The following is a 21,008-nucleotide window of genomic DNA, read 5'->3' on the forward strand; positions in this document are numbered from 1 at the left end:
GTTGACGACGCAGAAGCGTAAGGAGCGGGTAATGAGCGAGAGCGACCACGGCAACTCGGGCGATCGGGGTCCGGAGGACTTCGAGGAGCTGCAGCGCATCCTGCGGGAGATGCTGCAGGGCGGCGGCTCCGAGATGAACGGCATGGATGCCGAGCAGTTCGCGAAGGCGGCGGGCATCCCGGTGGATCCCCGGACGCTGCAGGGGCTGTTCAGCACGCTGCAGGGCGCGATGCAGCATCCCAGCGACGAGATCGACTGGTCGACCGCGCGTCGCACCGCCATCGAAGCCGCGAGCGGCACGCCGGCGGGCGATCCCGCGCCCGCGATGCGCGCCTTCCCCGTCGCCGCACTGTGGCTGGACGAGGCGACCGAGCTGGGACCGACTCCCGACGCGCCGCGCACGCTCACCCGCATCGAGTGGGTGCAGCAGTCGGTCGACACCTGGATCAGCCTGGCCGAGCCCGTGGCCGAATCCATCACGCGCGCGCTCATGAACGCACTGCAGAGCCAGATGCCCGAGGAGTTGAGCGATGCGCTGCAGGGGGCGACCCCCATGCTGCGAAGCGTGGGAGGCGCGCTGTTCGCCGTGCAGCTCGGCAGTATCGTCGGGCGGCTCTCGGGCGAGGTCGTCTCGGCCGGGGATATCGGGATCCCGCTGCTCTCGGGCCCCGGTCGCGAGGGCGGCGCACTGCTCCCGAGCGGAGTCGCGGCCTTCGCGGAGGGACTGGATCAGGATCCGGAGGCGGTGACGCTGTACCTCGCGGTGCGGGAGCTCGCCCACGCGCGGCTGTTCAGGCACACGAAGTGGCTGCGGCTGCACCTGCTGACGGCGATCACGGACTACGCTCGCGGGATCCGGATCGATACCGACCGCATCGAGGAGATGGCGCGCGATATCGACCCTCAGAACCCCGCGCAGATTCAGGAGCTGATCTCGAACGGCGCGCTGATCCCGCCGAAGACCGAGGCCCAAGAGTCGGCGCACGGGCGGCTGGAGACCATGCTGGCGCTCGTGGAGGGCTGGGTGGATGTCGTCACCGCGGAGGCCGCGAAGCGGATCCCGGGAGCCGACGCGATCGCCGAGATGGTGCGGAGACGCCGCGCGACCGGCGGACCGGCGGAGCATGCGTTCTCCGCCCTCGCCGGTCTGGAGCTGCGGCCCCGGCGCCTGCGCGACGCGGCCGCGGTCTGGCGTCTCGTGGCGGAGCGCAGCGACGCCGCGACGCGCGACGGGCTCTGGGCGCATCCTGATCTGCTCCCGACCGCCGAGGAACTCGACCATCCGGCGCGACTGCTCGAGCGGCTGGGCCTGGCCGGTGCTGCCCCCGATGCCGAGGCCGACGAGTTCGACGCCGCGCTGGCGCAGTTGCTCGACGGCGAACTGCCGCCGCACCAGGGCGGCGAGGATGGTCACGATGAGGGCAGTCGCGGCGATGACGGGCGGGGCGAGCCGGGGCACCCGGTATAGGGCGTTCCCGGCGTTCCCGGCGCTCCCGGGCTGCCGCGGGTTCCTTCGAGGCAGCCCCGCCACGGCCTCAGTACTTCGCTCACAGAGAGCAGGATCGACCGAATTCTCGACGATCCGGCCCGATGCCTGTGGATAGCGGATCCTCCGCCGGCTCGACACTCCAGAATCGTGTCATGGAAGACACGATCACCCGCATACACCCCGATTTCCCTCTGTGCTGGGAGGATCCCGAGACCCTGCGCATCGGCTTCGAGCACGCGCAGGCCCGGGTGCGACAGCCGAGCCCCGGCACGCAGCGTCTCCTCCGCGCCCTCGTATCGGGGATCGCCCCGCGCCGACTCGCCCTCGAGGCTCGGCGCCTGGGGGCGACCCCGCATGAGACGCGCGAGCTGCTCGCGGCGCTCTCCCCCGCCCTGGAGTCGGCGCCCCTCGCGCCGACTGGCGACTCACCGTCCGAGCATCCGCACCGATCGCTGCGCGCGCTGCTCTGCGACGACGGGCGCGAGGTTCCCGGTCTCAGAGAGGCGCTCGGCGCCACCGGCCTGTGCGCGCTCGATTCGCAGCCGGGGCCCGACGAGGAGTACGAACTCGTCGTGCACATCGAGCGCTACCTCGAACCGCTCGAGCGGGCGCAGCGCTGGCTCAGCCGCGCGGTCCCGCACCTGCTCATCAGGTTCACCGATCGCGCAGTCGTCGTCGGCCCGCTCGTGTCGGCGCGGGGCGCTCCCTGCCACACCTGCTGCGCTCTCACGATGCTCGCGGAGGATCCGGCCTACCCCGTGCTCGCGGCGCAGCTCTACGGTTCGAGCCCTCCCAGCGAAACCGCCGCGGGAGCTCACATGGCGGCGGCCTTCGCCGCGCTGCTCATCGGCAGGTGGCGCGCGGGAGACCCGGCGGCGCACACGACCCGAGCAACCATACCGATGCGACGCGGCCAGGTGAGCGGTGCGCCCGGGCTCGCCCGTGTGGCCCCTCATCCGGAGTGCGCGTGCGCCGCCGCGTAGCGGACGGTGCGGGGACATCGAGGCGGGTATCGGGAGCCGGCCGGGCCGGGCCGGGAATCTCGCGCTCGGGCTCGTGTCCGCCCCCGTTCCTACGCCAGCAGCCCCGCCTCGGCGAGGAAGCGAGACGGCTGCCTCGGAGCGCGCGCACCCCCACCGACACCGGAGAGCCGCAGCACGTCTCGCGCACGGGTGAACGCGACGTAGGCGAGACGCCGCTCCTCCTCGATGGCGGCCTCGTCGACGGCGTGGGCGATCGGCAGCACCCCCTCGCTCATACCGACCACGTGCACCATCGACCACTCGAGCCCCTTCGCGGCGTGGATGGCGCTGAGCGTCACGGCCTCCATCGTGGGTTCGTGCTGGGTGCGTTGACGTGCGAGCAGCTCGTCGCTGAACTCCCGGATGCCAGCGCCCGGCGGCATCTCGTCCACGAGCGCGAGCAGCGCGCTGAGCGCTTCCCAGCGTTCCCGCGCCGCAGCGCCCTCGGGCGCCTTCTCGGTCCAGCCTCCCGAGCGCAGCACATCGCTCACGATCTGGAACAGCGGCCTCGGATCCGCGACCTTCGCCTCGCCCCGGATCAGCATGACGGCCTGCCGCACGTCGGCTCGCTCGAAGAACCGCTGCGCGCCGTGCACCCGGGCGCTGATCCCCCGTTGCTGCAGCGCCTCCTCGAAACGCGCGGACTGCGCATTCGTGCGGTAGAGGATGGCGATCTCCGAGGGCGGGGTGCCGGTGCGGATCGCGTCGGCGATCGAGTCGGCCACCGCGGCCGCCTCGTCGTGCTCGCTGCCGAACCACTCGAACGTCGGCGCAGCACCGGCAGTGTCCTCGCGCGTCGCCTGCAGCGTGAGCGCGCCGGGCCGGTCTCGCATGAGGCGGTTGGCGAGCCGCACCACGGGCTCCTTCGAGCGATAGTTGCGCTCGAGCCTGATCTCGCGCGCGTGCGGATACTCGATCCCGAATCGCAGCAGGTAGGAGCTCGTGGCACCGGCGAAGGAGTAGATGGTCTGGCTGGCATCGCCCACCACGCAGAGATCGTCGCGGTCCCCGAGCCACACGCGCAGCAGAGCGTGCTGCAGCGGCGAGACGTCCTGGAACTCGTCCACCGTGAAGAAGCGGTACCGCTCGCGCACCTGCAGCGCCGCCAGCGGCTCGGTCTCGAGCATTCCGGTGAGCAGCACGAGCACGTCTTCGAAATCGATCTGACGGCGTTCCTCCAGCAGCGTCGCGTATGCGCGATGCACGTCGATCAGCTGCTCGGGCGTGAGCCCCTGCGGCAGCGGACGATCCTGCACCCGCTCCGCGTAGGCGTCGATGCTCAGCATCGAGGTCTTACGCCACTCGATCTCCGAGGCCGCGTCCCGCAACGCCTCGCCTCCGAGGCGCAGTCCCATGCTCTCGACGGCCTGCGAGAGGGCCGCGACCTTGCCCGGCAGCACCTGCGGCGCCGCCCCGCCGACCAGCTGCGGCCAGAAGTGCCCCAGCTGCGCGAGCGCGGCTCCGTGGAACGTCTGAGCGCGCACGCCTTCGGCTCCCAACCCTCGCAGACGCCCCTGCAGCTCCCCGGCAGCCTTCCGGGTGAACGTCACGGCGAGCACACGATCGGGCGCGTACACCCCGCTGCGCACCCCGTGCGCGATGCGGTGGGTGATCGCCCGGGTCTTGCCGGTCCCTGCGCCCGCCAATACGGCGACGGGCCCGCGCAGGCACTCGGCGATCTCGCGCTGCTCCGGGTCGAGGTCGGCGAGGATCGCATCGGTGTCAGTCGCCATGCGCGCCCTCCGCCACCCACCGGTCGATCATCCATCGGGCGATCGAGAGTGGCATCGGCAGCGTGATGCCCGGCCCCGGACTGCGCAGCTCGTCACGGCTGAACCACCGCAGCTCCGAGATCTCCTCGGGGTCGGGGTTCAGGTCGAGCGGGTCCGCGTCAGCCGCGAGGCGCGCCCGGAATCCGAGCATGAGCGAACGGGGGAACGGCCAGGGCTGCGAGGTCACATAGCGGATGTCGCTCAGGTGCACCCCCGACTCCTCGAACACCTCTCGGGAGACCGCCTGCTCCAGCGACTCACCCGTCTCCACGAACCCGGCGAGCAGCGAGAACCTTCCGCTCTCCCACAGCGCGTTCGATCCGAGGAGCACCCGGTCCTCGTGCTCGATCAGCACGATCACTGCGGGGTCGGTGCGGGGGAAGTGCTCGCCGCCGTGCCCGTCCCGTCGCATCCAGCCGCCGAGCCCGGGCTCGGTGAGGCTCCCGTCTCGCGGGGAGAACCTCGATGACTCGTGCCAGCGGATGAGCCCGGATGCGACGGAGATCATCTCCCGCTCGTACTCGGGGAGCCTGTCGGCGATCTCGAACGGGTGCCGCCATTCCTCCCCCGGCACCTCGACGCTTGCTTCGGAGTCGTGCTCGGCGATCAGCGTCGCGAAGACCGGGTCGCCCTCGGCTCTCCCGAGATAGAGGTGGGTCGCGCACAGATCGTGATCGGCTTCCTCGAACTCGCCGTCCGTGCCGATCAGTGCGAGGCGCGGTTCTCCCTCGCCGCTCGCGGGCCCTTCGATGACCGGGATCTCGACTCCCCGCACCCGCAACAGCTTCGCCGAGGGTTCGCGCCACGCCGACCTCAAACGCTCGATATCGGCACGGGTCTCAGCGTCGCGGTCGAGAGCGCTTCCGGCGAGCGGAGGGTAGTCGACGATCATCGCGTTTCCTCTCTTGAAGGAGCGCAGGGCCTGTGCTGCGCGGTCCCTCGAAGTTGCCTGCGGTGTGCCGTTCGGTGCGCGTGGCGCGGCGTGAGAGACCGCCCTCGTGCATACCCTGAATACATGGCCACCATTCCCTTCACTCTAGCCGCGCTCGCGACTTCGGCCGTACCGGGCCTGGTCGTATTCGGGGTGCGCGCGCACGAGGGCGACGAGAGCTTCGCCTCAGCCGTGGTAGCAAGCGCAGACGCCGAACTGCTCGTCCGGGTGCCTCGCACGCAGGCCGCGGAGGTCCAGCAGTCGGCCGAGTTGCTGGGGATCGCCGCGCTTACCGAGGGGCCGCGCAGCAGACTGCCGTTCGACGTGCCCGAGACGCTCGGAATGACCCGGGCGGGCGACACGCGAGCGGTGGTGTCGACGATGCTCAGCGGAGAGACCTTCGAGACGGAGGATCTCTCCGATGACGCCCTGCTGCTGCAACCCGTCGCGGAGGCTATCGGCGCGATTCACGATCTGCCGACGAGCGTGGCGCAGAACGGTGGGCTCCCGGTGCGCAGCGCCCAGGATCTGCGGCTGCTGACCACCCGCCTGATCGACCGCGCCGAGATGACCCGGATGCTGCCGGAGACGGTTCTGCGGCGCTGGCAGCAGACCGTCGAGGCAGCCTCGGTCTGGGACTTCACGCCCACCGTCGTGCACGGATCGCTGGACGCGGAGCAGATACTGGTCGAGGAGGACCGGGTCACCGGGGTACTGGGCTGGTCCGAGCTCTCGGTGGGTGATCCGGCCTCGGATCTCGCGTGGTTGCTCGCAGCCGGCCCCGAGGTGCTCGATGCCGTGCTCGCCCGCTATGCGCGGAACCGCAACACGGGTTCGCTCTCGCACCTGCGCGTGCGCGCAGCGCTGTACCACGAGCTGGAGGTCGCCCGCTGGCTGCTGCACGGCGTGGACTCCCACGATCAGGCCGTGATCGACGACGCCGTGGGCATGCTCGACCGTATGGTGGGGTCTTCGGGTGCGCTCGGGGCGGCGGTGTTCGCCGCGCGGAACCGGTCCCCATTGGGTGAGTCGGAGGTGTCGGCTCTGCTCGACGAGACTCCCGAGGTCGTCGATCATCTCTCCGACACCGCGGCCTACGAGGCACTCGACGAGGATCGCATGTTCGGGGTCGACACGGACTTCATCGAGCCGCTCAGCGATGACGACGGAACGCAGGCTGGGTCCGGCGGTGCGGACGTGTCAGACGGTTCGGATGACTCGGCCGGTTCGGAGCTCCTGACAGAACCCCTCGCCGACCAGCAGACCGAGCCCATCGATCCGAACGAACTGCCGGATGCACCGGAGGCGTCACGCGCTCCGGGTGATCCGGATGCGCCCGGACGGTCTGAAGCTCCCGGCAGCCTGGGGAAGCCCGTCGACTGAGCTCCCCCTCACGGAGCGCTCCGCACGCGAGCCGCTGCCTCCCTCCAGATCCGCTCGAGTTCTTCGAGACTGCGCGGGTCGTTGCCGCTCAGCTCGATGCCCTCGGCCACGTAGAACAGCGAGACGTCGATGCGCTCCGGGTCGATGCCCGCCCACTGCGCGTAGGCGTGACGATAGAGGTCGAGCTGGAAGAAACGACTCTCTCGCTCGGCCTCAGTGCGGGGCGACCTGCCCGCCTTCCAGTCGACGATCTCGAAGCGCTCGATCGCATCGGAGTCGGCGTCGATACGGTAGACCGCGTCGAGCTTGCAGACGAGGGTGCGGCCGGCGAACGGCAGCGTGACCTCCTGCTCCACGGCGATCGGCCGCAGCTGCGCCCAGCGCGATCGCTCGAACTGCTCGATGAGGGGCCGCAGCTCGGCTTCGCCGTCGAATTCGGCCAGGTCGGGCTCCCACCCTTCGAGGTCGAGCCCCGTGAGTGGCAGCGCGGTGCCCTGCGCAGTGGTCGAGCGCCGCTCGACCCACTCGTGGAACCGGTTGCCGATGCGGGTGCGCCGATAGGGGCGCTGCGGCACGGGGCGGAGTCTGCGGCGCTCGGCTCGCTCCGGATCCTCGATGAACTCGTGGAAGGTCGAGGCGGTGATCCGCTCGGGCAGATCCTGATCAGCGGGACGTCCAACGGCGTCACCGGCAGCGGATCCCGCGCCTCCGGCTGGACGCGCACCCGAAGCGGCGCCCGAGCCTGCACCGTGATTCATCGCGGAGCGGCGCTCCGCGAGCAGCAGTCGCACGGTCTCATCGAGCTCGGCATCGTCGAGCGGATCCGCGTCTCCGTCGGCGGTTTCGATCGCGCTGCGCACGGCTTCTGCGGCTCGCATCACCGCGGCCTCGCGGGCGCCGAGCGGGTCGAGCGGCCACTGCAGCGTGAGCTCGTCGAGCTCGCTGGGGTCGTTCTCGTGCGCGCTCTTCTCAGGCAGCCCGGAGATGAGGCCCGCCTGCTCGAGCTCCACGAGATAGGGGGACGGATCGCGCGGCCGGGTCTGTCCGCCCCAGAAGGAGCCGCTGAGCAGCAGCCGGCTCGCGGACCGGGTGACGGCCACGTAGGCGAGCCGTCGCTCCTCTTCCTGGTGCCGCTGTTTCAGCTCGTCTCGGTAGGCCGCGATGCGGTCGCGCAGCTCCTGCTGCGTATCCGCGATACGCCAGTTCAGTTCGGGGCGAGCCGATGCGTCGCCGCGCAGCTCGTCCGGGAGTTCGCCGGTGCGCAACCACCCCGCCCCGCTTTTCGGAGTCCCGGGGAACTCGCCCGCGACCAATCGCGGCACCGCCACCAGATCCCACTCCAACCCCTTCGCACCATGCGCGGTGATGAGCTGCACCGTGCCGGGCGCAGGCGCTGCGACGTGCTCAGCCGTCTCATCGGATTCGATCGCGCGTTCGATCCATTCGAGCAGCGAGGCCAGGGTGCCGCGGCTGTCGACCGCGAGGTAGCCCTCGACGAGTTCGGTGAAGATGTCGAGGTTGGCGTGAGCGGCCGAGCCGCCGGCGCTCTCGCGAGTTTCGTTGGCGTCGAGCTCGATGTCGAGCCGGAGCGCCTGCACCGTCGAGCCGATCAGTTCTGAAATGCTGCCGCCGACCCCCTGCCTCAGGCCGGCGAGCATGCGACCCGCCTCGCGAAGCCGTTCACGTCCGACCTCGCTGATGCCGCGCAGAGCCGCGTGATCGAGTTTGCGCATGGTGGCGATCTGGTCGAGGGCATCGATGAGCGTGAAGCGACGATCGGGATCGGGCAGCACGCTGTCGTCCTCACGGTCCTCGTCGCTGAGGGGCTGGTGAGCGACGTCGCGCTCCCCGAACCACCTCGCCGCGTCGCGCAGTCCCGCGACGTCCGCGACGCCGATACGGAAGCGAGGGCCGGTCAGCAGCCTGATGAGGTCGCTGCCGGCGTCGGCGTACCAGATGCAGCGCAGCGTGCTCACCACGTCGGTGACCTCGGGGGTGGTGAGGAGCCCGCCGAGCCCGATGATGCGGTTCGCGACCCCGGCCTCCGTGAGCGCAGCGGAGAAGGCCGCCATCGGACTCCGCTTGCGGAAGATGACCGCCGCGGTCGGCATCTCGCCGTGCTCGGCGAGATGGGCTTCCCGTGCGTTCCGCATCCATTCCGCGACGGCTACGCGCTCCTCGTGGGCGGTCTCGGGGTAGCACCAGTCGATACTCCCCTGCTCTGCGCCCGGACGCGGCGAGAGTGCTGGCACCTCGATAGCGGCATCGGCGGCGAGTGGCCCGGCGATGACGTTCGCGGCGTCGAGCACCAGGTCGGGATTGCGCCAGCTGGTGGACAGCGTGAGCGTCGTGGGCGGGGCGGCGGGGGGCTCGGATTCCCGGCCCCGAGCCCGGAAGTCGGCGTGGAAGGATTGCAGGCCCTCGGCCGACGCGCCCCGCCAGCCGTAGATCGACTGATGAGGATCGCCGACCGCCATCACCGAGGCCCCCGCGAAGATGCGGGAGAGGAATCGCGTCTGCCCGACGGAGGTGTCCTGCACCTCGTCGAGCAGCACGACGCGGTGCCTGCGGCGGAGCATCGGCACGGCATCGGCGGAGCGTTCGAGCGCGAGAGTCGCGAGCGCGAGCTGGTCGGAGAACTCGATGACCCCTCGACGATGCTTCTCGGCGGCGTACTCGCGGGCCAGCCGTGTGATGAGCGGTGTCTCGGCGAGGCCGGCGACGGCATCGCGAACCGGTGCGTACACCTTCCCGCTCGGCTCGCTTCCTCGCTCCTTCTCGTTGTAGGGGAGGTGGATCACACGAGAGAACTCCTCGACAACCCGGTCGACCCGGTCGAGCGACGTGAGATTGTCGGAAACGGCGTGGTCGATGTTCAGCAGATGGCGTATGAGCTGCGGCAGGCTCAGTTCACTCGTCGCGAGCTGCGGGTCGCGGCTCGCGATCACGGTCTCCCGCGCGATACGCCAGGCGGTCGCCTCGTCGATCACGGCGACGCCGGGTGCGACCCCCGCAGCCGCTCCGAACTCCTGCAGCACCCCTGCCGCGAAGGAGTTGTAGGTGCTCACGTCGGGGATGTCGAGACCGTCTGCGAGATGCTCGCAGAGGGTGAGGGATCGTTCGTGCTCTCTCGGGGAGAGCATCCGCCGCTCGGCCGCGTCTTGCAATCGCTCGGCGAATGCCGCGAGCCGCCCCGAGATCCGTTCGCGCAGCTCACCCGCGGCTTTGCGGGTGAAGGTGAGACCGAGCACCTGATCGGGTCCGACGAGCCCGTTGGCGACGAGCCACACCACCCGGTTGGCCATGGTCTCGGTCTTGCCGCTCCCTGCCCCGGCTACGACGAGGGTGCTGCCGCCGAGCGGATGCTCGATCACCGCGCGCTGCTCTGCTGTGGGCACGAGGGCGGGCTTCGGCGGGACCGCCAGGAGCTCGGCGATGCGGGAGGCTGAGAACACGGGAGGCTCCGGATTCATGGATGCGTTCGCGGTGGAGGTCATGCCCGGCTCACCGCCGGGATGATGTGGAGTCGGCAGTCGCCCGGCTGGTGCGGATCCGAGCAGTGGTGCTCGACGCGGGCGGTGAATTCGCCGGCCGCCATGACCCCTGCGATATCGACGACGCGCTGCCGCAGCAGACTCATCGTCTCTTCCGAGATCGGCTGCTGCACCCGCTCGACGTAGTCCGCGCGCTTGGTCGCGTCGGGGTGGACGTAGAGCAGACGGGCCCCGCCGCTCCGAGTGCCCGGGGGAAGCGTCCCCTCGGCGAGTTCGAAGGCGTCGAGCGCCACCCCGAGCTGGTAGGCCTGCAGTTGGACGTGCTCCTCGGCCCCGGCTTTGCTCGGCGGGGTGCGCCCGGTCTTCAGGTCGAGCACCGTCACCTCGCACGTGCCGTCCGGTAGAGCCGTCATCTCGAGCCGGTCTGCCATCCCCCGCAGCACCGCTCCCTCGAGCGGGACCGCGAAGGGTGTCTCCCGTCCGATCAGCGTTCGATCCGATCCCTCGAATGCGCTCAGGTAGGCGGCGAGACTCTCGGTCATCGCGCGGGCGACTCGCTCGGCGCGAACCGACTCCCACTCCGCCTCGAACGGCAGCTTGCCCCACTCCGCTTTCACGGAGTCGAGCATCGCCTCGGCGTCGGCTTGCTGCGCCGTCTCGAGAGCATGGTGAACCAGCGTTCCGAGGCTCGCCTGCACGCTTCCGCGGCCACCCCCGAGGCTCGCGATCGCCCAGTCGAGAGGGCAGGTCTCGGCCCGCTCGAGGTGCGACGGGCTGACGGGCACCCTGCGTTCGAGGTCTACACGCGCATCTGCACCCGCGTGCGCACCCGCAGCCGTGTCTGCATCGGGGTCGATGCCCGCCGCGGATCCTGCGCCCGAGGCCTCCTCCGACCTCGTCTCGAAGAGCGGAGCCGTGGTGCTCGGAGGCAGCACTCCGTACCACTCATCGGGCGCGGCCCCCGCGACGCCGTCGCGAGCGAGCGCCGCCAGCGAGGCGCGGGCCTGCCCGTCAGCGGGGTCGAGCGTGAGTCGTCGGCGCATCTCCGCGACGGCGCCGCGCAGAGTGAGTCTGGTGCTGGGCAGTCCCTCACGCAGATGCTCTCGGCCGAATCCGAAGAACGGACTCGGATGCTGCTCTTCATCGGAGACGGCCACCACGAGCAGTTCGGTTTTCGCGCGGGCGCAGCTGTGGGCGAACAGCCTGAGCTCGTCATGCATCGTGTCCCTGCGCGAGGGCGGCAGCGCCTCGCCTCCCCGAAGCCAGCGCTCAAGAGCGGCGGTGCCGAGCAGCGAGCCGCGGGCACGCAGGTTCGGCCAGGCGCCGTCTTGCACTCCGATCACCGACACCACGGCGAACTCGCGACCGATCGCGCCCTGCGGCGTCGTGACCGTGACCGCGGACCGCTCGCTGCGATGAGCGAGCGAATCCTCGGGTACCGCGCTCAGCAGCAGATCGTCGAGCAGCTCTTCGACGGGCTGCGCGCTGTCCTGCTCTTCGTGACGCTGCAGCGCGAAGAAGAGACCCATCACCGCGTCGAGCGACCGATGTGCCTCGTCGGCTCGGGCGCCTCTCGCGTCGAGCGCCTCGTTCTGCCATTGCTCGGCGAGCCGAGTGCCCTCCCACAGCGCCCACAGCGTCTCGCGCGCCGTGCCGCCCGCCTCAGAGCTGCGCACGGCAGCCTGGATGATGAGACCGATGCGGCGCAGTGCTCGGCCTCCCGAGCTATCGATGACGGGCCGCTCGCCGGGGAGCGCCACGGCCTCGAGCACGAGCTCGTCGATGCCGCGGACCTCGCGCTGCTCGGCGCGCGCGTCTCGACGCTCCTGCAGCAGCAGTGCCCACCGCAGACGCCTGATCGCGACGGGGTCGAGGCCGCCGATCACGCCCCCCGCGAGGCGCAGCACGTCTTCGCCGGTGAGCGCCGAGAGCCCGAGCGCGTGCTGCAGCAGCCTGATCAGCTCACGGACGATCTGGTGCTCCCGAAGCACGATGCCGCCCGCCGCGACCCCCGTGGGCACCTGGTGCACCGCGAGCGCGCGCGAGACCCGCGACGCCTCGGAACGGCTTCGGCAGATGACGGCCATCTCGCCCCAGTCCGTGCGAGGCTCACCGTCCAGGCCGAGATGCCGTGCGCGCAGACGGTGCGCGACGACTCCCAACTGCTCGGCGGGCGACCCCGCCACCGCGAACTCCACCGACCCCGGTTCATCGTGAGCACTGCCGGCCGAGCGCTGCTCCCCCGCCCCGGCCGCGCCGATCCGCGCGGTGAGACCGCCTACGAACTCCCGCAACGCCGCACCGTGCCGATGCACCGTGCCGAGCACGACGCACTGCTCGGCCTCACCGACTCCGGGTCCGTCCGCCCGGCCGCCCGGTGCCCCGCCTCGACGCTGCAGCTCATCGCCGAGTCTCGCCAGCACGGCGGTTCGCTCGCCGTGGAACGCCCCCGTCGCCTCATCGGGATCGCCGAACACCCAGACACGGCTGCCGACGCTCGCGCAGGCCGCCAGCAGCGCGAGCTCTCCCTCCCCCAGTTCTTGCGCATCGTCGACGAGCAGCAAGCGAGGCACCGCGAACGTGCCCGGAATCGCGACTCCGTCTGCGGTGCGCGCCGATCCCGAGCTTCTCACCGCGGCGGCGGCAGCGCGCAGCAGCGCGCTCGAACTCAGCTCCCCCGGCCGCTCGGCCGCGATCCGCCCGGCCACGGCCGAGATGAGGTCGAGGCTCGCGCACCATCGGTCGATCAGCTCGGGCTGCGGCATTCGCGTGAGCGCCTCGGACGCCGCCCCCGACCGTATCTCACGCAGGTCGGCGGCGAGGCGCGCCGGCTCGAGGTCGAAATCGTCGACCACGCGCCACAGCTCGCGCAACTCGGCTCGGAACGCCGGACTCTGCAAGACCTCCGGGGGAAGCCCCGGTATACCCGCCTGCCCTGCCAGACCGCGCTCCACCGTCTCGGCTATCGCCTCGTCTTGCGCAGTGCCCGTCAGCAGTCTCGGGGCTTCGCTCCCCTCGACCGCTGCCGCCCTCGAGAGCACCGCGAAGGCGAGCGAGGTCGAGGGGCGAACGGGAGTGCCTCCGATCGCGCGTGCCGCGCTGCGCTCGACGCGCCCGCGCAGCTCGCCCGCCACCAGCCGATTCGGAGCGATGACCAGAGCGTGATCCTCACCCCACCCTTCTCTGCCGATCACCCGGGTGAACGCCTCGATCAGCACCCGCGTCTTGCCGGTGCCCGGCGCCCCCAGCACTCGAGCATGACGGGAAGGGTCGAGGGCCAGGGCGGCCTGCTGGGACGGGTCGAATGGGAGCATGCGATCACACTATCGAGCACCTCCGACATTCTTGCGGGCGCCGATGCGCTGACGGCGAACGGCCGCCCTCGAGGCACCTCCGCCCGATGCCGGCACCCTAGACTCGGAGAACGGAATCATTCGTGGTCTCGCACCACAGCACCCGAGGAGGCACCCGTGGAAGTTCGTATCGGCATCAAGCACTCGCCCCGTGAGCTCGCGTTCGAGACCGAGGCGAGCGCCGACGAGGTGCGCAGCCTCATCGACGCCGCCATCGAGAAGGACTCCGCTCTCGTGGCGCTCGCCGACACGAAGGGGCGTCAGTACCTGGTCGACACCGACTCGATCAGCTATGTCGAGCTCGGCGGAGAGGGCGGCCGCAAGGTCGGCTTCATCAGCTGAGTCCGCGCCCGGCGGGCCGATATTCCGTTCCCTTCGACGAGCTCGGGGAACGGGATACGGCAAGCTCTGCGAGCGGATCGGGCCGGGCCGGAAGACGGCTCCGCTATCGCAACTCGTCGCGTACCGCGTCGAGCAGACGGTCGGCCACCTCGCGCTTACTGCCGTGCGCCTCGCGGGCGAGCCCGCCGTCGGCATCGAGCACCAGCAGACTGTTGTCGTCGCTCTCGAAACCGGCGTTCCAGCCCACCGCATTCACGGCCAGCAGGTCGACGCCCTTGCGAGCGAGCTTGCGCCGGCCGCGCTCGAGCAGCTCGGTTCGGCCCGATCCGGTCTCCCCGGCCTCGGCTCCCGACGATCCGCCCGCGACGGTCTCCGCTGCGAAACCGACGATCACCTGCCCGGGACGACGCTCGCGAACCAGCCCGACCAGCACGTCGGGGTTCTCGACGAGTTCGAGCACGGGAGCTTCACCCGGCGAGTCCTCTTTGCGCAGCTTCTGATCCGCGACGTTCGCCACGCGGTAATCGGCGACCGCCGCCGCCATGATCACGACCTCCGCTCCGCTCGCCGCCGCGTGGGCCGCCGTCTCGAGCTCGGCCGTCGTGCCGATCGGAACGACGCGCACGGCCGCCCGATCCCGCACCTGCGCGAGCACCGACTCGTCGATGTTCGCGGCCAGCAGCACGACCTTGGCCCCGCGATCCGCCGCAGCAGCCGCGATCGCCACTCCCTGCCTGCCGCTCGAGCGGTTGCCGAGGTAGCGCACCGGATCGATCGGCTCTCGAGTGCCGCCGGCGGTGACGAGCACGCGGACGCCGTCGAGGTCCCTGGCTCCCTCTGCCCCTTCGGCGGGCTCCGCGAGCAGTCGGGCGTCGAACTCCGGCTGCGGATGGAGATCGGGATCGGCGGCGGAGTCCCCCGCGGGTTCGGGATCGGCGCCGCGCGCCGCATCGTCGGGGGTCTCGGGATCGGTCTCGCCGCCCAGCAGGCTCTCGATCGCCCGCGCGATCTGCTCGGGCTCGCTCATGCGGCCCGGGCCGCTGTCGTCACCCGTCAGCCGCCCGCTCTCGGGACCGACGAACCGCACCCCGCGCGAGCGCAGGATCGCCACGTTGTCCTGCGTCGCGGGGTGCTGCCACATCTCGGTGTGCATCGCGGGTGCGACGAGCACCGGAGCGCGTGTGGCGAGCAGCGTGGTGCCCAACAGGTCATCGGCGAGACCCGCGGTCATGCGCGCGAGCGTGTTGGCGGTAGCGGGAGCCACGACCACGAGGTCCGCACGCTGGCCCAGCGCGACGTGGCGCACCTCGGGAACGTCCTCGTGCACGGAGGTTGTGACGGGGTGTCGGCTGATCGCCTCCCAGGTCGGCCGGCCGACGAAGCGGAGCGCGTCATCGGTCGGCACCACGTGCACCTCGTGGCCGGTCTCGACGAGCAGCCTCGCCAGCGCGACGGCCTTATAGGCGGCGATGCCGCCGGTCACTCCGAGCACAATGTTCATAGGAACATCCTGCCATGCGCCGCCGGCCGCGAGCGGACTCCGCCGCCCGCCCGCGGCCTCGGATCATCTCAGCCCGCCAGCACCGCGCACTGCCCGACGGCGTTCTTGCCGATCGTATTGCCGTAGCCGAACACTCCGGGGGTCAGCCCGCTGCAGGTGATGTTGCGACCGATCTCATTGCGCACGACGAAAACGCTGTTCACACCGCTGCCGGTCGCGTCGTCGCTCCCGGTCATCGTGACGTTCTGCAGCGTCACGTTGCCGGAGACACGGTTCCACATGACCCCGAGCCACTCCTCGGTGATCCCGCTGACGGTGATGTTCTTCGCGACCGTGTTGTTCTTGATCGACCAGGGGATGTCGGATCCGCCTCCGGAGATCGTGACGTTGCCGCCCACGTCGAGCCCGTTCAGGAAGACGCCGATCGCGCCGTCGAGCGTGATGTTGCCGCGCACCGCGATCGTGGACCGTGCATTCGGGTCGGTCGCGCACGGGTGCCCGGAGTTGCCGGGGACCGCCGGCTGACAGCCCAGGCCGACGAGCGAGCCGCTCGAAGCCGTCACGTTGCGGCCCACGGTGATGCTCGACGGCGCGCTCTGCGCATCGAACACGGCCCCCGAGGCGACGACCAGGTTGCCGGAGACCGCGATCTCGGCGCCGGAGCCCACGTCGCACATGCCGGCGATGGTCAGCTCGGAGTAGCTGCCGGAGGGCACGGAGCCGCCCGTACAGGTGTAGGAGCCGCCTCCCGGAGGGGCGGCGAGCGCCGGAGCCGCCCCGCAGAGCGCGACCCCTCCCGCGAAGAGAACGGCACCGATTGCCTTCAATCCCGTGTGCATGTCTGAGTCCTTGTCTCATGCAGCAGCGCTGCTGTTCCACGGATCCACGGACTCCCCGGGTGGGTCTGAGAGCGTCATCGTCGACGTTCTGGGCGCATCATACCACCGGCCCCACCGAACGTCACCGCTCGAGCAGCACCGCGACCTCCATGTGCCGCGTGTGCGGGAACATGTCGAAGACCCGCGCCTCACGCACGGAGAACGACGGCATCGCCGCGAGGTCGCGAGCGAGGCTCTCGGGGTTGCAGCTCGAGTAGACGACGTGCCGGATCCCGGCACCGCCCTCCAGCCACGCCGCCAGCTCGGCGCCGATCCCGCGCCTCGGCGGGTTCACGATCACGGCCTCCGGCCTGTCCTCGCGACGCGCGGCCAATGCGAACGCCGTCGCGTCGGCCGCCTCGAAGCGAGCCGCGATCCCGGCCTCCCGGGCGCTGCGCCTGGCCGAGCGCACCGCTTCCTCGCTGATCTCGACGCCCAGCACACGACGCGCGGGCAGCGCCGCCGTGTCCTCCGCACGGCCCGCGCAGTGCAGCGCGAAACCGCCGACCCCGCAGTAGAGGTCCCAGAGGGAGGCGGGATCCGCCCGATCCACCCACGCCGCGGCCTGCGCATACAGTGCGCGAGCGACGGACGTGTTGGTCTGGAAGAAGCTGCGGGGCCGGAGGTGCAGCGCGAGCGACGATCCCGTTCCCATCGAGAGCGACGACCCGAGCAGCAGTTCCTCGCGCTCGCCCTCGAGCACGGCCTTGTGCTCGGGCAGCAGGTTGACCGACACGACGACCGCGCTCGGCACGGCCCGCCGCAGCTGCTCCAGCCGACCGCGCAGCACCTCGAGGGATCGCTCGCTGCGCACCACGAAGCGCAGCATGAGATCCCCGTCAGGCGACGCCGTGACGTGCACGAACTTGAGCTCGCCCCGCCGCTTCGGCACGTCGTAGGGAGGGAGGCCGGTCTGGTCGAGGAAGCGTGCGAGATGCGGGATCGCGGCGCGGATCACGGGCTCCTGGATCAGGCAGTCGCGGAGGTCGACGCCCGAGCCGTCGGGCCCGAGGATGCCGAGCGTCACCTTCCCCGGCCGACCGCCGACGACCAGCTTCGCCTTGTTGCGGAAGTCGCGCACGCCGCCCGGCACCGATGGCAGCCAGGCCCGCTCGGGCACATCGGGCAGCAGCTCGCGGCAGCGCTCCTCCTTCTCACGCAGCTGCTGCGCATAGGGGGTCTCGATGAGCGTGCAGGATCGGCACCGGCCGGCCTCGAAGTAGCCGCAGATCGGGTTGCCGTCGGTCACGAGCGGAAGAGACGCACGGTCTCCCCTGTCAGCAGCGCCGCCCGGAGCTCCGACGCCGGCGGACGGTAGGGGCACGGCCCCGCTCATGCCGTCAGACCGAGACCGTCCATGCGGCGGATGTGATCGGCGATGAGTTCGGTGAACACCGGCTCGACCTCGCTCGCCACGAACGGTCGCCCCTCGCTGAGGGCCAGCACGGCGCGCGAGACGAGCAGCGTATCGCCCACCAGTCGTCGGCCCCAGAGCGCCAGCCAGCTCGATAGGCCTTCCTCGGCCGCGAGAGCGGCCTGCAATAGCTCCTTGAGTTCGGCGCGGCCGGTGTCGTCGCGCAGGATCGCGATGGCCTCGTTGCGGTAGCCGTCGCGCAGCCCGCCCGCGAGGCTCGCGAAGAAGTCGTCGAAGAGACCGCCGACGAGGTACAGCGAGAGCACGTGCTGGTGCCAGTCCTCAGCGTCGATGCGCTCGACGTACTGCTCGATCACCTGGGCGAAGGGCGCCATCACGACGTGCGGCTCCTCGCCGCGTCGGCGGATCTCCGCGGTGAGTCGCTGATGCTTCGACAGTGTCTGCCCTGCCACGCGCGCGAGCACGTCCTTGGCCTCGAGCGTGGGAGCGCCCGAGACGGCGCGAGTGGCTCCCTCGTAGAGCTCGAGCTGCAGGTAGGAGGTCAGACCGAGAAACGGCAGCGCACCCGGTGCGAACTCCGGCAGCTCGACGCGCTCGGTGTCGGCGGCATCGCCGCGAGAGCGCATCTTGCGCGCTGGGGCGCTCTTCTTGCGCAGCCCACGGATCCACTCGAACACCCTGTCAGCTTACCGCCGACCGGTGCAGATGCTGGAATAGACTGTGCTCGAACGTATTCATCGCCGGTGACGCAGGAGCACCGGCCGCTGCGCCTTCGTGATTGTGCGCGCAGCTTCGCACTATCGAACAGGACGCAACGTGACGACATTCCTCGAACTCGGCGTCGACCAGGACATGGTCGATGCTCTCACCGAAAAGGGCATCACCGAGGCCTTCCCGATCCAGGAGCAGACGATCCCGCTCGCCCTCACCGGGCAGGACATCATCGGTCAGGCGAAGACCGGAACCGGCAAGACCTTCGGCTTCGGGCTGCCGCTGCTGCAGCGCATCGGCGCTGACCCCGAGCCCGGCGTGCAGGCGCTCGTCGTCGTTCCCACCCGCGAGCTCTGCGTGCAGGTGTACGAGGATCTCGAACTGGCCGCGAAGAATCGCGGCGCGACCGTCGTGCCGATCTACGGCGGCAAGGCCTATGAGGGGCAGATCGACCAGCTGAAGGCCGGTGCCCAGATCGTCGTCGGCACCCCGGGCCGTCTGCTCGACCTCGCGAGCCAGCGCCTGCTCGACCTCGGCAACGTGCGCGAAATGGTGCTCGACGAGGCCGACAAGATGCTCGATCTCGGCTTCCTCGCCGACATCGAGAAGCTCTTCTCGAAGACCCCGCCCACCCGTCACACCATGCTGTTCTCGGCAACCATGCCCGGCACCATCGTCACACTCGCGCGCCGCTTCATGTCGAAGCCGATCCATATCCGGGCCAGTGACCCCGACGAGGGCGTTGCGCAGGCCAACATCGAGCACATCATCTACCGCGCGCACTCCCTCGACAAGGACGAGGTGATCGGCCGCATCCTGCAGGCCGAGGGCCGCGGCAAGACCGTGATCTTCATGCGCACGAAGCGCGCGGCGGCGAAACTGCAGGAGGAGCTGAACGATCGCGGCTTCAACGCGGCGTCGGTGCACGGCGACCTCAATCAGGATCAGCGCGAGCGCGCGATGGCCTCGTTCAAGGCGGGCAAGAAGGACATCCTCATCGCCACCGACGTCGCGGCCCGCGGCATCGACGTCGACGATGTCACGCACGTCATCAACCACACCGTCCCCGATGACGAGAAGACCTATCTGCACCGCGTCGGGCGCACCGGCCGCGCGGGCCGCACCGGCATCGCGGTGACCTTCGTCGACTGGGACGACCTGCACAAGTGGGCCCTCATCGATAAAGCCCTCGGCTTCGGGGTCCCCGAGCCGGTCGAGACCTACTCGTCGTCGCCGCACCTCTTCTCCGACCTGAACATCCCGGAGGGCTCGAAGGGCCGGCTCAAGGCCACGCCCGTGAAGGAGCCCGCTGCAGCGCGCGGGTCGCGCCGCGGGTCATCGAACCGGGCGTCCGAGGGCGGTTCCGGAGAAGAACGAGGCGAGGGCCGATCGCGCAACCGCCGCCGCACCCGCAGCGCGAATCCGCGCGGGGGCGGGCGCCACGAGGCGCACGGCCACGAGGGGCACGGTCACGACCTCGAGGGACGCAGCGAGCCCGGCACATCGAACGACGCGCCGGCGGGCGAGGGCCAGGCCCCCGCGCGTCGCCGTCGTCGTCGCCGCCGCGGTGGCTCGCAGGTCGCGGCCGACGGCGGTGCGGCGGGCGCGGCCCCCGACACCGCTGCCGAGTAACCGCAGCCCCGCTCGGCTCCGGAGCCGGCACCTGCTCAGGCCCCGGCACCTGCTTCTGCTTCGGCACCTGCTCAGGCCCCGGCACCTGCTTCTGCTTCGGCTCCGGCACCTGCACCTGCTAGAAAAACGGGAGTCCCATTCTGCTGCTTCACCGGGGAGGGAAGCAGCAGAATGGGACTCCCGTTTTCGCAAGAGCGCCAAGAACGCCGAGAGATCAGCGCGGCGTCGCAACGCGCTCGCGCAGCCGTTCCACGAGTGCGGGAGCCGTGGTGTGCTGCCCCAACCGGTTCGGCTTGCCCGCGCCGTGATAGTCGCTCGATCCGGTCACCGCGAGCCCCAGCTCGGAAGCGGTTTCGACGAGGGCGGGCACCCAGTCAGCACGATTCTCGGGGTGTTCGAGCTCGACCGCCCACAGCCCCGCAGCCGCGATCTCGCGCAGCTCACGAGCAGAGGTCGGCGTGCGCTGCCTGAAGGCGGCCGGGTGCGCGAGCGCCGCCGCTCCCCCGGCCGCGTTCACCAGACGGATCGCCTCGACCGTCTCGATGGCGTACGTTCCGAGGTAGTAGGGCGAACGCGGGTGCAGTATCTCGGCGAAGGCCGTGCTGCGATCCGCGAAGTACCCCGCGGCGACGAGCGCGTCCGCGATATGGGGCCGGCCGACGGTGCGAGCGTCCTCCTCGCCCACCACCGCGTCCCAGGTGATCGCGTAGTTCGCCGAGAGCCGCCGCACCATCTCCCGAGCCCGCCCCAGGCGGGAGCTGCGCACCTCGGCGAGGGCCTCGAACAGTTCGCCGGCCGCCGGGTCGATGCCGTAACCCAGCAGATGCCTGGATCTGCCGTTGTGCTTCGTGGTGATCTCGATGCCGGGCAGGAAGTCGACGCCGACGGCACGGGCGGCCTCGCGGGCCTCCTCCCAACCGTCGACCGTGTCGTGGTCGGTCAGGGCGAACCCAGCGAGGCCCAGTTCTGCGGCCTCCCGGGCGATCTCGCCGGGTCGCATCGTGCCGTCCGAGAACACGGAGTGGGTGTGCAGGTCGTACCCGCCGCTCCCGGTCGCTTCCGCCATTCCTTCATTCTACGAGGTCGCGCCCTGCGCTTCGGGCGGGCGCCCCGTCGAGGCACCCG

Annotated in this window: 14 protein-coding genes; 5 read left to right on the forward strand and 9 right to left on the reverse strand. The window is 70.6% G+C overall.

From position 1 onward, the window contains the following. The first annotated feature begins 31 nt into the window (after positions 1-31). Both KVY00_RS03105 and KVY00_RS03110 read left to right on the forward strand, forming a co-directional pair. Positions 32-1,468: a zinc-dependent metalloprotease gene (locus KVY00_RS03105; RefSeq protein ID WP_223044288.1), complete on the forward strand. Its 1,437-nt coding sequence runs from the start codon at positions 32-34 to the stop codon at positions 1,466-1,468. 173 nt (positions 1,469-1,641) lie between these two features. Beyond that, a complete protein-coding gene (locus KVY00_RS03110; protein ID WP_223044289.1) occupies positions 1,642-2,472 on the forward strand; it encodes a hypothetical protein in 831 nt (276 codons plus the stop codon). Positions 2,473-2,561: 89 nt separating this feature from the next. On the opposite strand, the gene KVY00_RS03115 is transcribed toward KVY00_RS03110, so the two are convergent. Together KVY00_RS03115 and nudC are read right to left on the reverse strand one after the other, a co-directional pair. After that, complete coding sequence (locus KVY00_RS03115) at positions 2,562-4,244, reverse strand: ATP-dependent helicase (protein ID WP_223044290.1); 1,683 nt, start codon at positions 4,242-4,244, stop codon at positions 2,562-2,564. After that, positions 4,234-5,175, reverse strand: coding sequence for an NAD(+) diphosphatase (nudC, locus tag KVY00_RS03120; protein ID WP_223044291.1), 942 nt, complete (start codon positions 5,173-5,175; stop codon positions 4,234-4,236). The genes KVY00_RS03115 and nudC overlap by 11 nt, the downstream gene beginning before the upstream one ends. A gap of 123 nt (positions 5,176-5,298) precedes the next feature. Between nudC and KVY00_RS03125 the strand changes: the two genes are divergently transcribed. Beyond that, positions 5,299-6,597: a phosphotransferase gene (locus KVY00_RS03125; protein ID WP_223044292.1), complete on the forward strand. Its 1,299-nt coding sequence runs from the start codon at positions 5,299-5,301 to the stop codon at positions 6,595-6,597. Positions 6,598-6,605: 8 nt separating this feature from the next. Here KVY00_RS03125 and KVY00_RS03130 read toward each other — a convergent pair whose 3' ends face one another. Both KVY00_RS03130 and KVY00_RS03135 read right to left on the reverse strand, forming a co-directional pair. Then, positions 6,606-10,094 (reverse strand): ATP-dependent DNA helicase, encoded by a 3,489-nt coding sequence (locus tag KVY00_RS03130; RefSeq protein ID WP_223044293.1) that lies wholly within the window; start codon positions 10,092-10,094, stop codon positions 6,606-6,608. Then, positions 10,091-13,405 (reverse strand): UrvD/REP family ATP-dependent DNA helicase, encoded by a 3,315-nt coding sequence (locus KVY00_RS03135; protein WP_223044294.1) that lies wholly within the window; start codon positions 13,403-13,405, stop codon positions 10,091-10,093. The genes KVY00_RS03130 and KVY00_RS03135 overlap by 4 nt, the downstream gene beginning before the upstream one ends. 156 nt (positions 13,406-13,561) lie before the next feature. Here KVY00_RS03135 and KVY00_RS03140 point away from each other — a divergent pair, with 156 nt between their 5' ends. After that, positions 13,562-13,786 carry a DUF3107 domain-containing protein gene (locus KVY00_RS03140; protein ID WP_223044295.1) on the forward strand — a complete coding sequence of 75 codons (225 nt, stop codon included), beginning with the start codon at positions 13,562-13,564 and terminating at the stop codon, positions 13,784-13,786. 103 nt (positions 13,787-13,889) lie between these two features. Here KVY00_RS03140 and KVY00_RS03145 read toward each other — a convergent pair whose 3' ends face one another. The 4 genes from KVY00_RS03145 to KVY00_RS03160 all read right to left on the reverse strand — a co-directional run bounded on the left by KVY00_RS03145 (position 13,890) and on the right by KVY00_RS03160 (position 18,217). Then, positions 13,890-15,287, reverse strand: a complete 1,398-nt coding sequence (locus tag KVY00_RS03145) for a bifunctional phosphopantothenoylcysteine decarboxylase/phosphopantothenate synthase (protein ID WP_223044296.1) — start codon at positions 15,285-15,287, stop codon at positions 13,890-13,892. Positions 15,288-15,355: 68 nt separating this feature from the next. Further along, entirely contained in the window at positions 15,356-16,126 is a 771-nt protein-coding gene (locus tag KVY00_RS03150; protein WP_223044297.1) for a hypothetical protein, read from the reverse strand. Between the two features lie 121 nt (positions 16,127-16,247). Further along, complete coding sequence (locus tag KVY00_RS03155; protein WP_223044298.1) at positions 16,248-17,501, reverse strand: methyltransferase domain-containing protein; 1,254 nt, start codon at positions 17,499-17,501, stop codon at positions 16,248-16,250. Then, positions 17,498-18,217, reverse strand: a complete 720-nt coding sequence (locus KVY00_RS03160; RefSeq protein ID WP_223044299.1) for a ferritin-like fold-containing protein — start codon at positions 18,215-18,217, stop codon at positions 17,498-17,500. Before KVY00_RS03160 ends, KVY00_RS03155 begins: the two co-directional genes overlap by 4 nt. Before the next feature lie 175 nt (positions 18,218-18,392). Here KVY00_RS03160 and KVY00_RS03165 point away from each other — a divergent pair, with 175 nt between their 5' ends. Beyond that, the gene (locus KVY00_RS03165) at positions 18,393-19,883 is read left to right on the forward strand and encodes a DEAD/DEAH box helicase (protein WP_394358279.1); all 1,491 of its coding nucleotides are present in this window, start codon (positions 18,393-18,395) and stop codon (positions 19,881-19,883) included. Positions 19,884-20,097: 214 nt separating this feature from the next. On the opposite strand, the gene KVY00_RS03170 is transcribed toward KVY00_RS03165, so the two are convergent. After that, entirely contained in the window at positions 20,098-20,949 is an 852-nt protein-coding gene (locus tag KVY00_RS03170; protein ID WP_223044301.1) for a PHP domain-containing protein, read from the reverse strand. Positions 20,950-21,008 lie beyond the last annotated feature (59 nt).

The organism is Leucobacter tenebrionis (genome assembly GCF_019884725.1).
GTDB classification, from domain to species: Bacteria; Actinomycetota; Actinomycetes; order Actinomycetales; family Microbacteriaceae; genus Leucobacter; species Leucobacter tenebrionis.

What these genes read in the sequence shown, in the direction of transcription:
- KVY00_RS03105 (WP_223044288.1), top strand. Translation starts at nt 32, where the DNA reads ATGAGCGAGAGCGACCACGGCAACTCGGGCGATCGGGGTCCGGAGGAC.
- KVY00_RS03110 (WP_223044289.1), top strand. Translation starts at nt 1,642, where the DNA reads ATGGAAGACACGATCACCCGCATACACCCCGATTTCCCTCTGTGCTGG.
- KVY00_RS03115 (WP_223044290.1), bottom strand. Translation starts at nt 4,244, where the DNA reads ATGGCGACTGACACCGATGCGATCCTCGCCGACCTCGACCCGGAGCAG.
- nudC (WP_223044291.1), bottom strand. Translation starts at nt 5,175, where the DNA reads ATGATCGTCGACTACCCTCCGCTCGCCGGAAGCGCTCTCGACCGCGAC.
- KVY00_RS03125 (WP_223044292.1), top strand. Translation starts at nt 5,299, where the DNA reads ATGGCCACCATTCCCTTCACTCTAGCCGCGCTCGCGACTTCGGCCGTA.
- KVY00_RS03130 (WP_223044293.1), bottom strand. Translation starts at nt 10,094, where the DNA reads ATGACCTCCACCGCGAACGCATCCATGAATCCGGAGCCTCCCGTGTTC.
- KVY00_RS03135 (WP_223044294.1), bottom strand. Translation starts at nt 13,405, where the DNA reads ATGCTCCCATTCGACCCGTCCCAGCAGGCCGCCCTGGCCCTCGACCCT.
- KVY00_RS03145 (WP_223044296.1), bottom strand. Translation starts at nt 15,287, where the DNA reads ATGAACATTGTGCTCGGAGTGACCGGCGGCATCGCCGCCTATAAGGCC.
- KVY00_RS03150 (WP_223044297.1), bottom strand. Translation starts at nt 16,126, where the DNA reads ATGCACACGGGATTGAAGGCAATCGGTGCCGTTCTCTTCGCGGGAGGG.
- KVY00_RS03155 (WP_223044298.1), bottom strand. Translation starts at nt 17,501, where the DNA reads ATGAGCGGGGCCGTGCCCCTACCGTCCGCCGGCGTCGGAGCTCCGGGC.
- KVY00_RS03165 (WP_394358279.1), top strand. Translation starts at nt 18,393, where the DNA reads ATGGTCGATGCTCTCACCGAAAAGGGCATCACCGAGGCCTTCCCGATC.
- KVY00_RS03170 (WP_223044301.1), bottom strand. Translation starts at nt 20,949, where the DNA reads ATGGCGGAAGCGACCGGGAGCGGCGGGTACGACCTGCACACCCACTCC.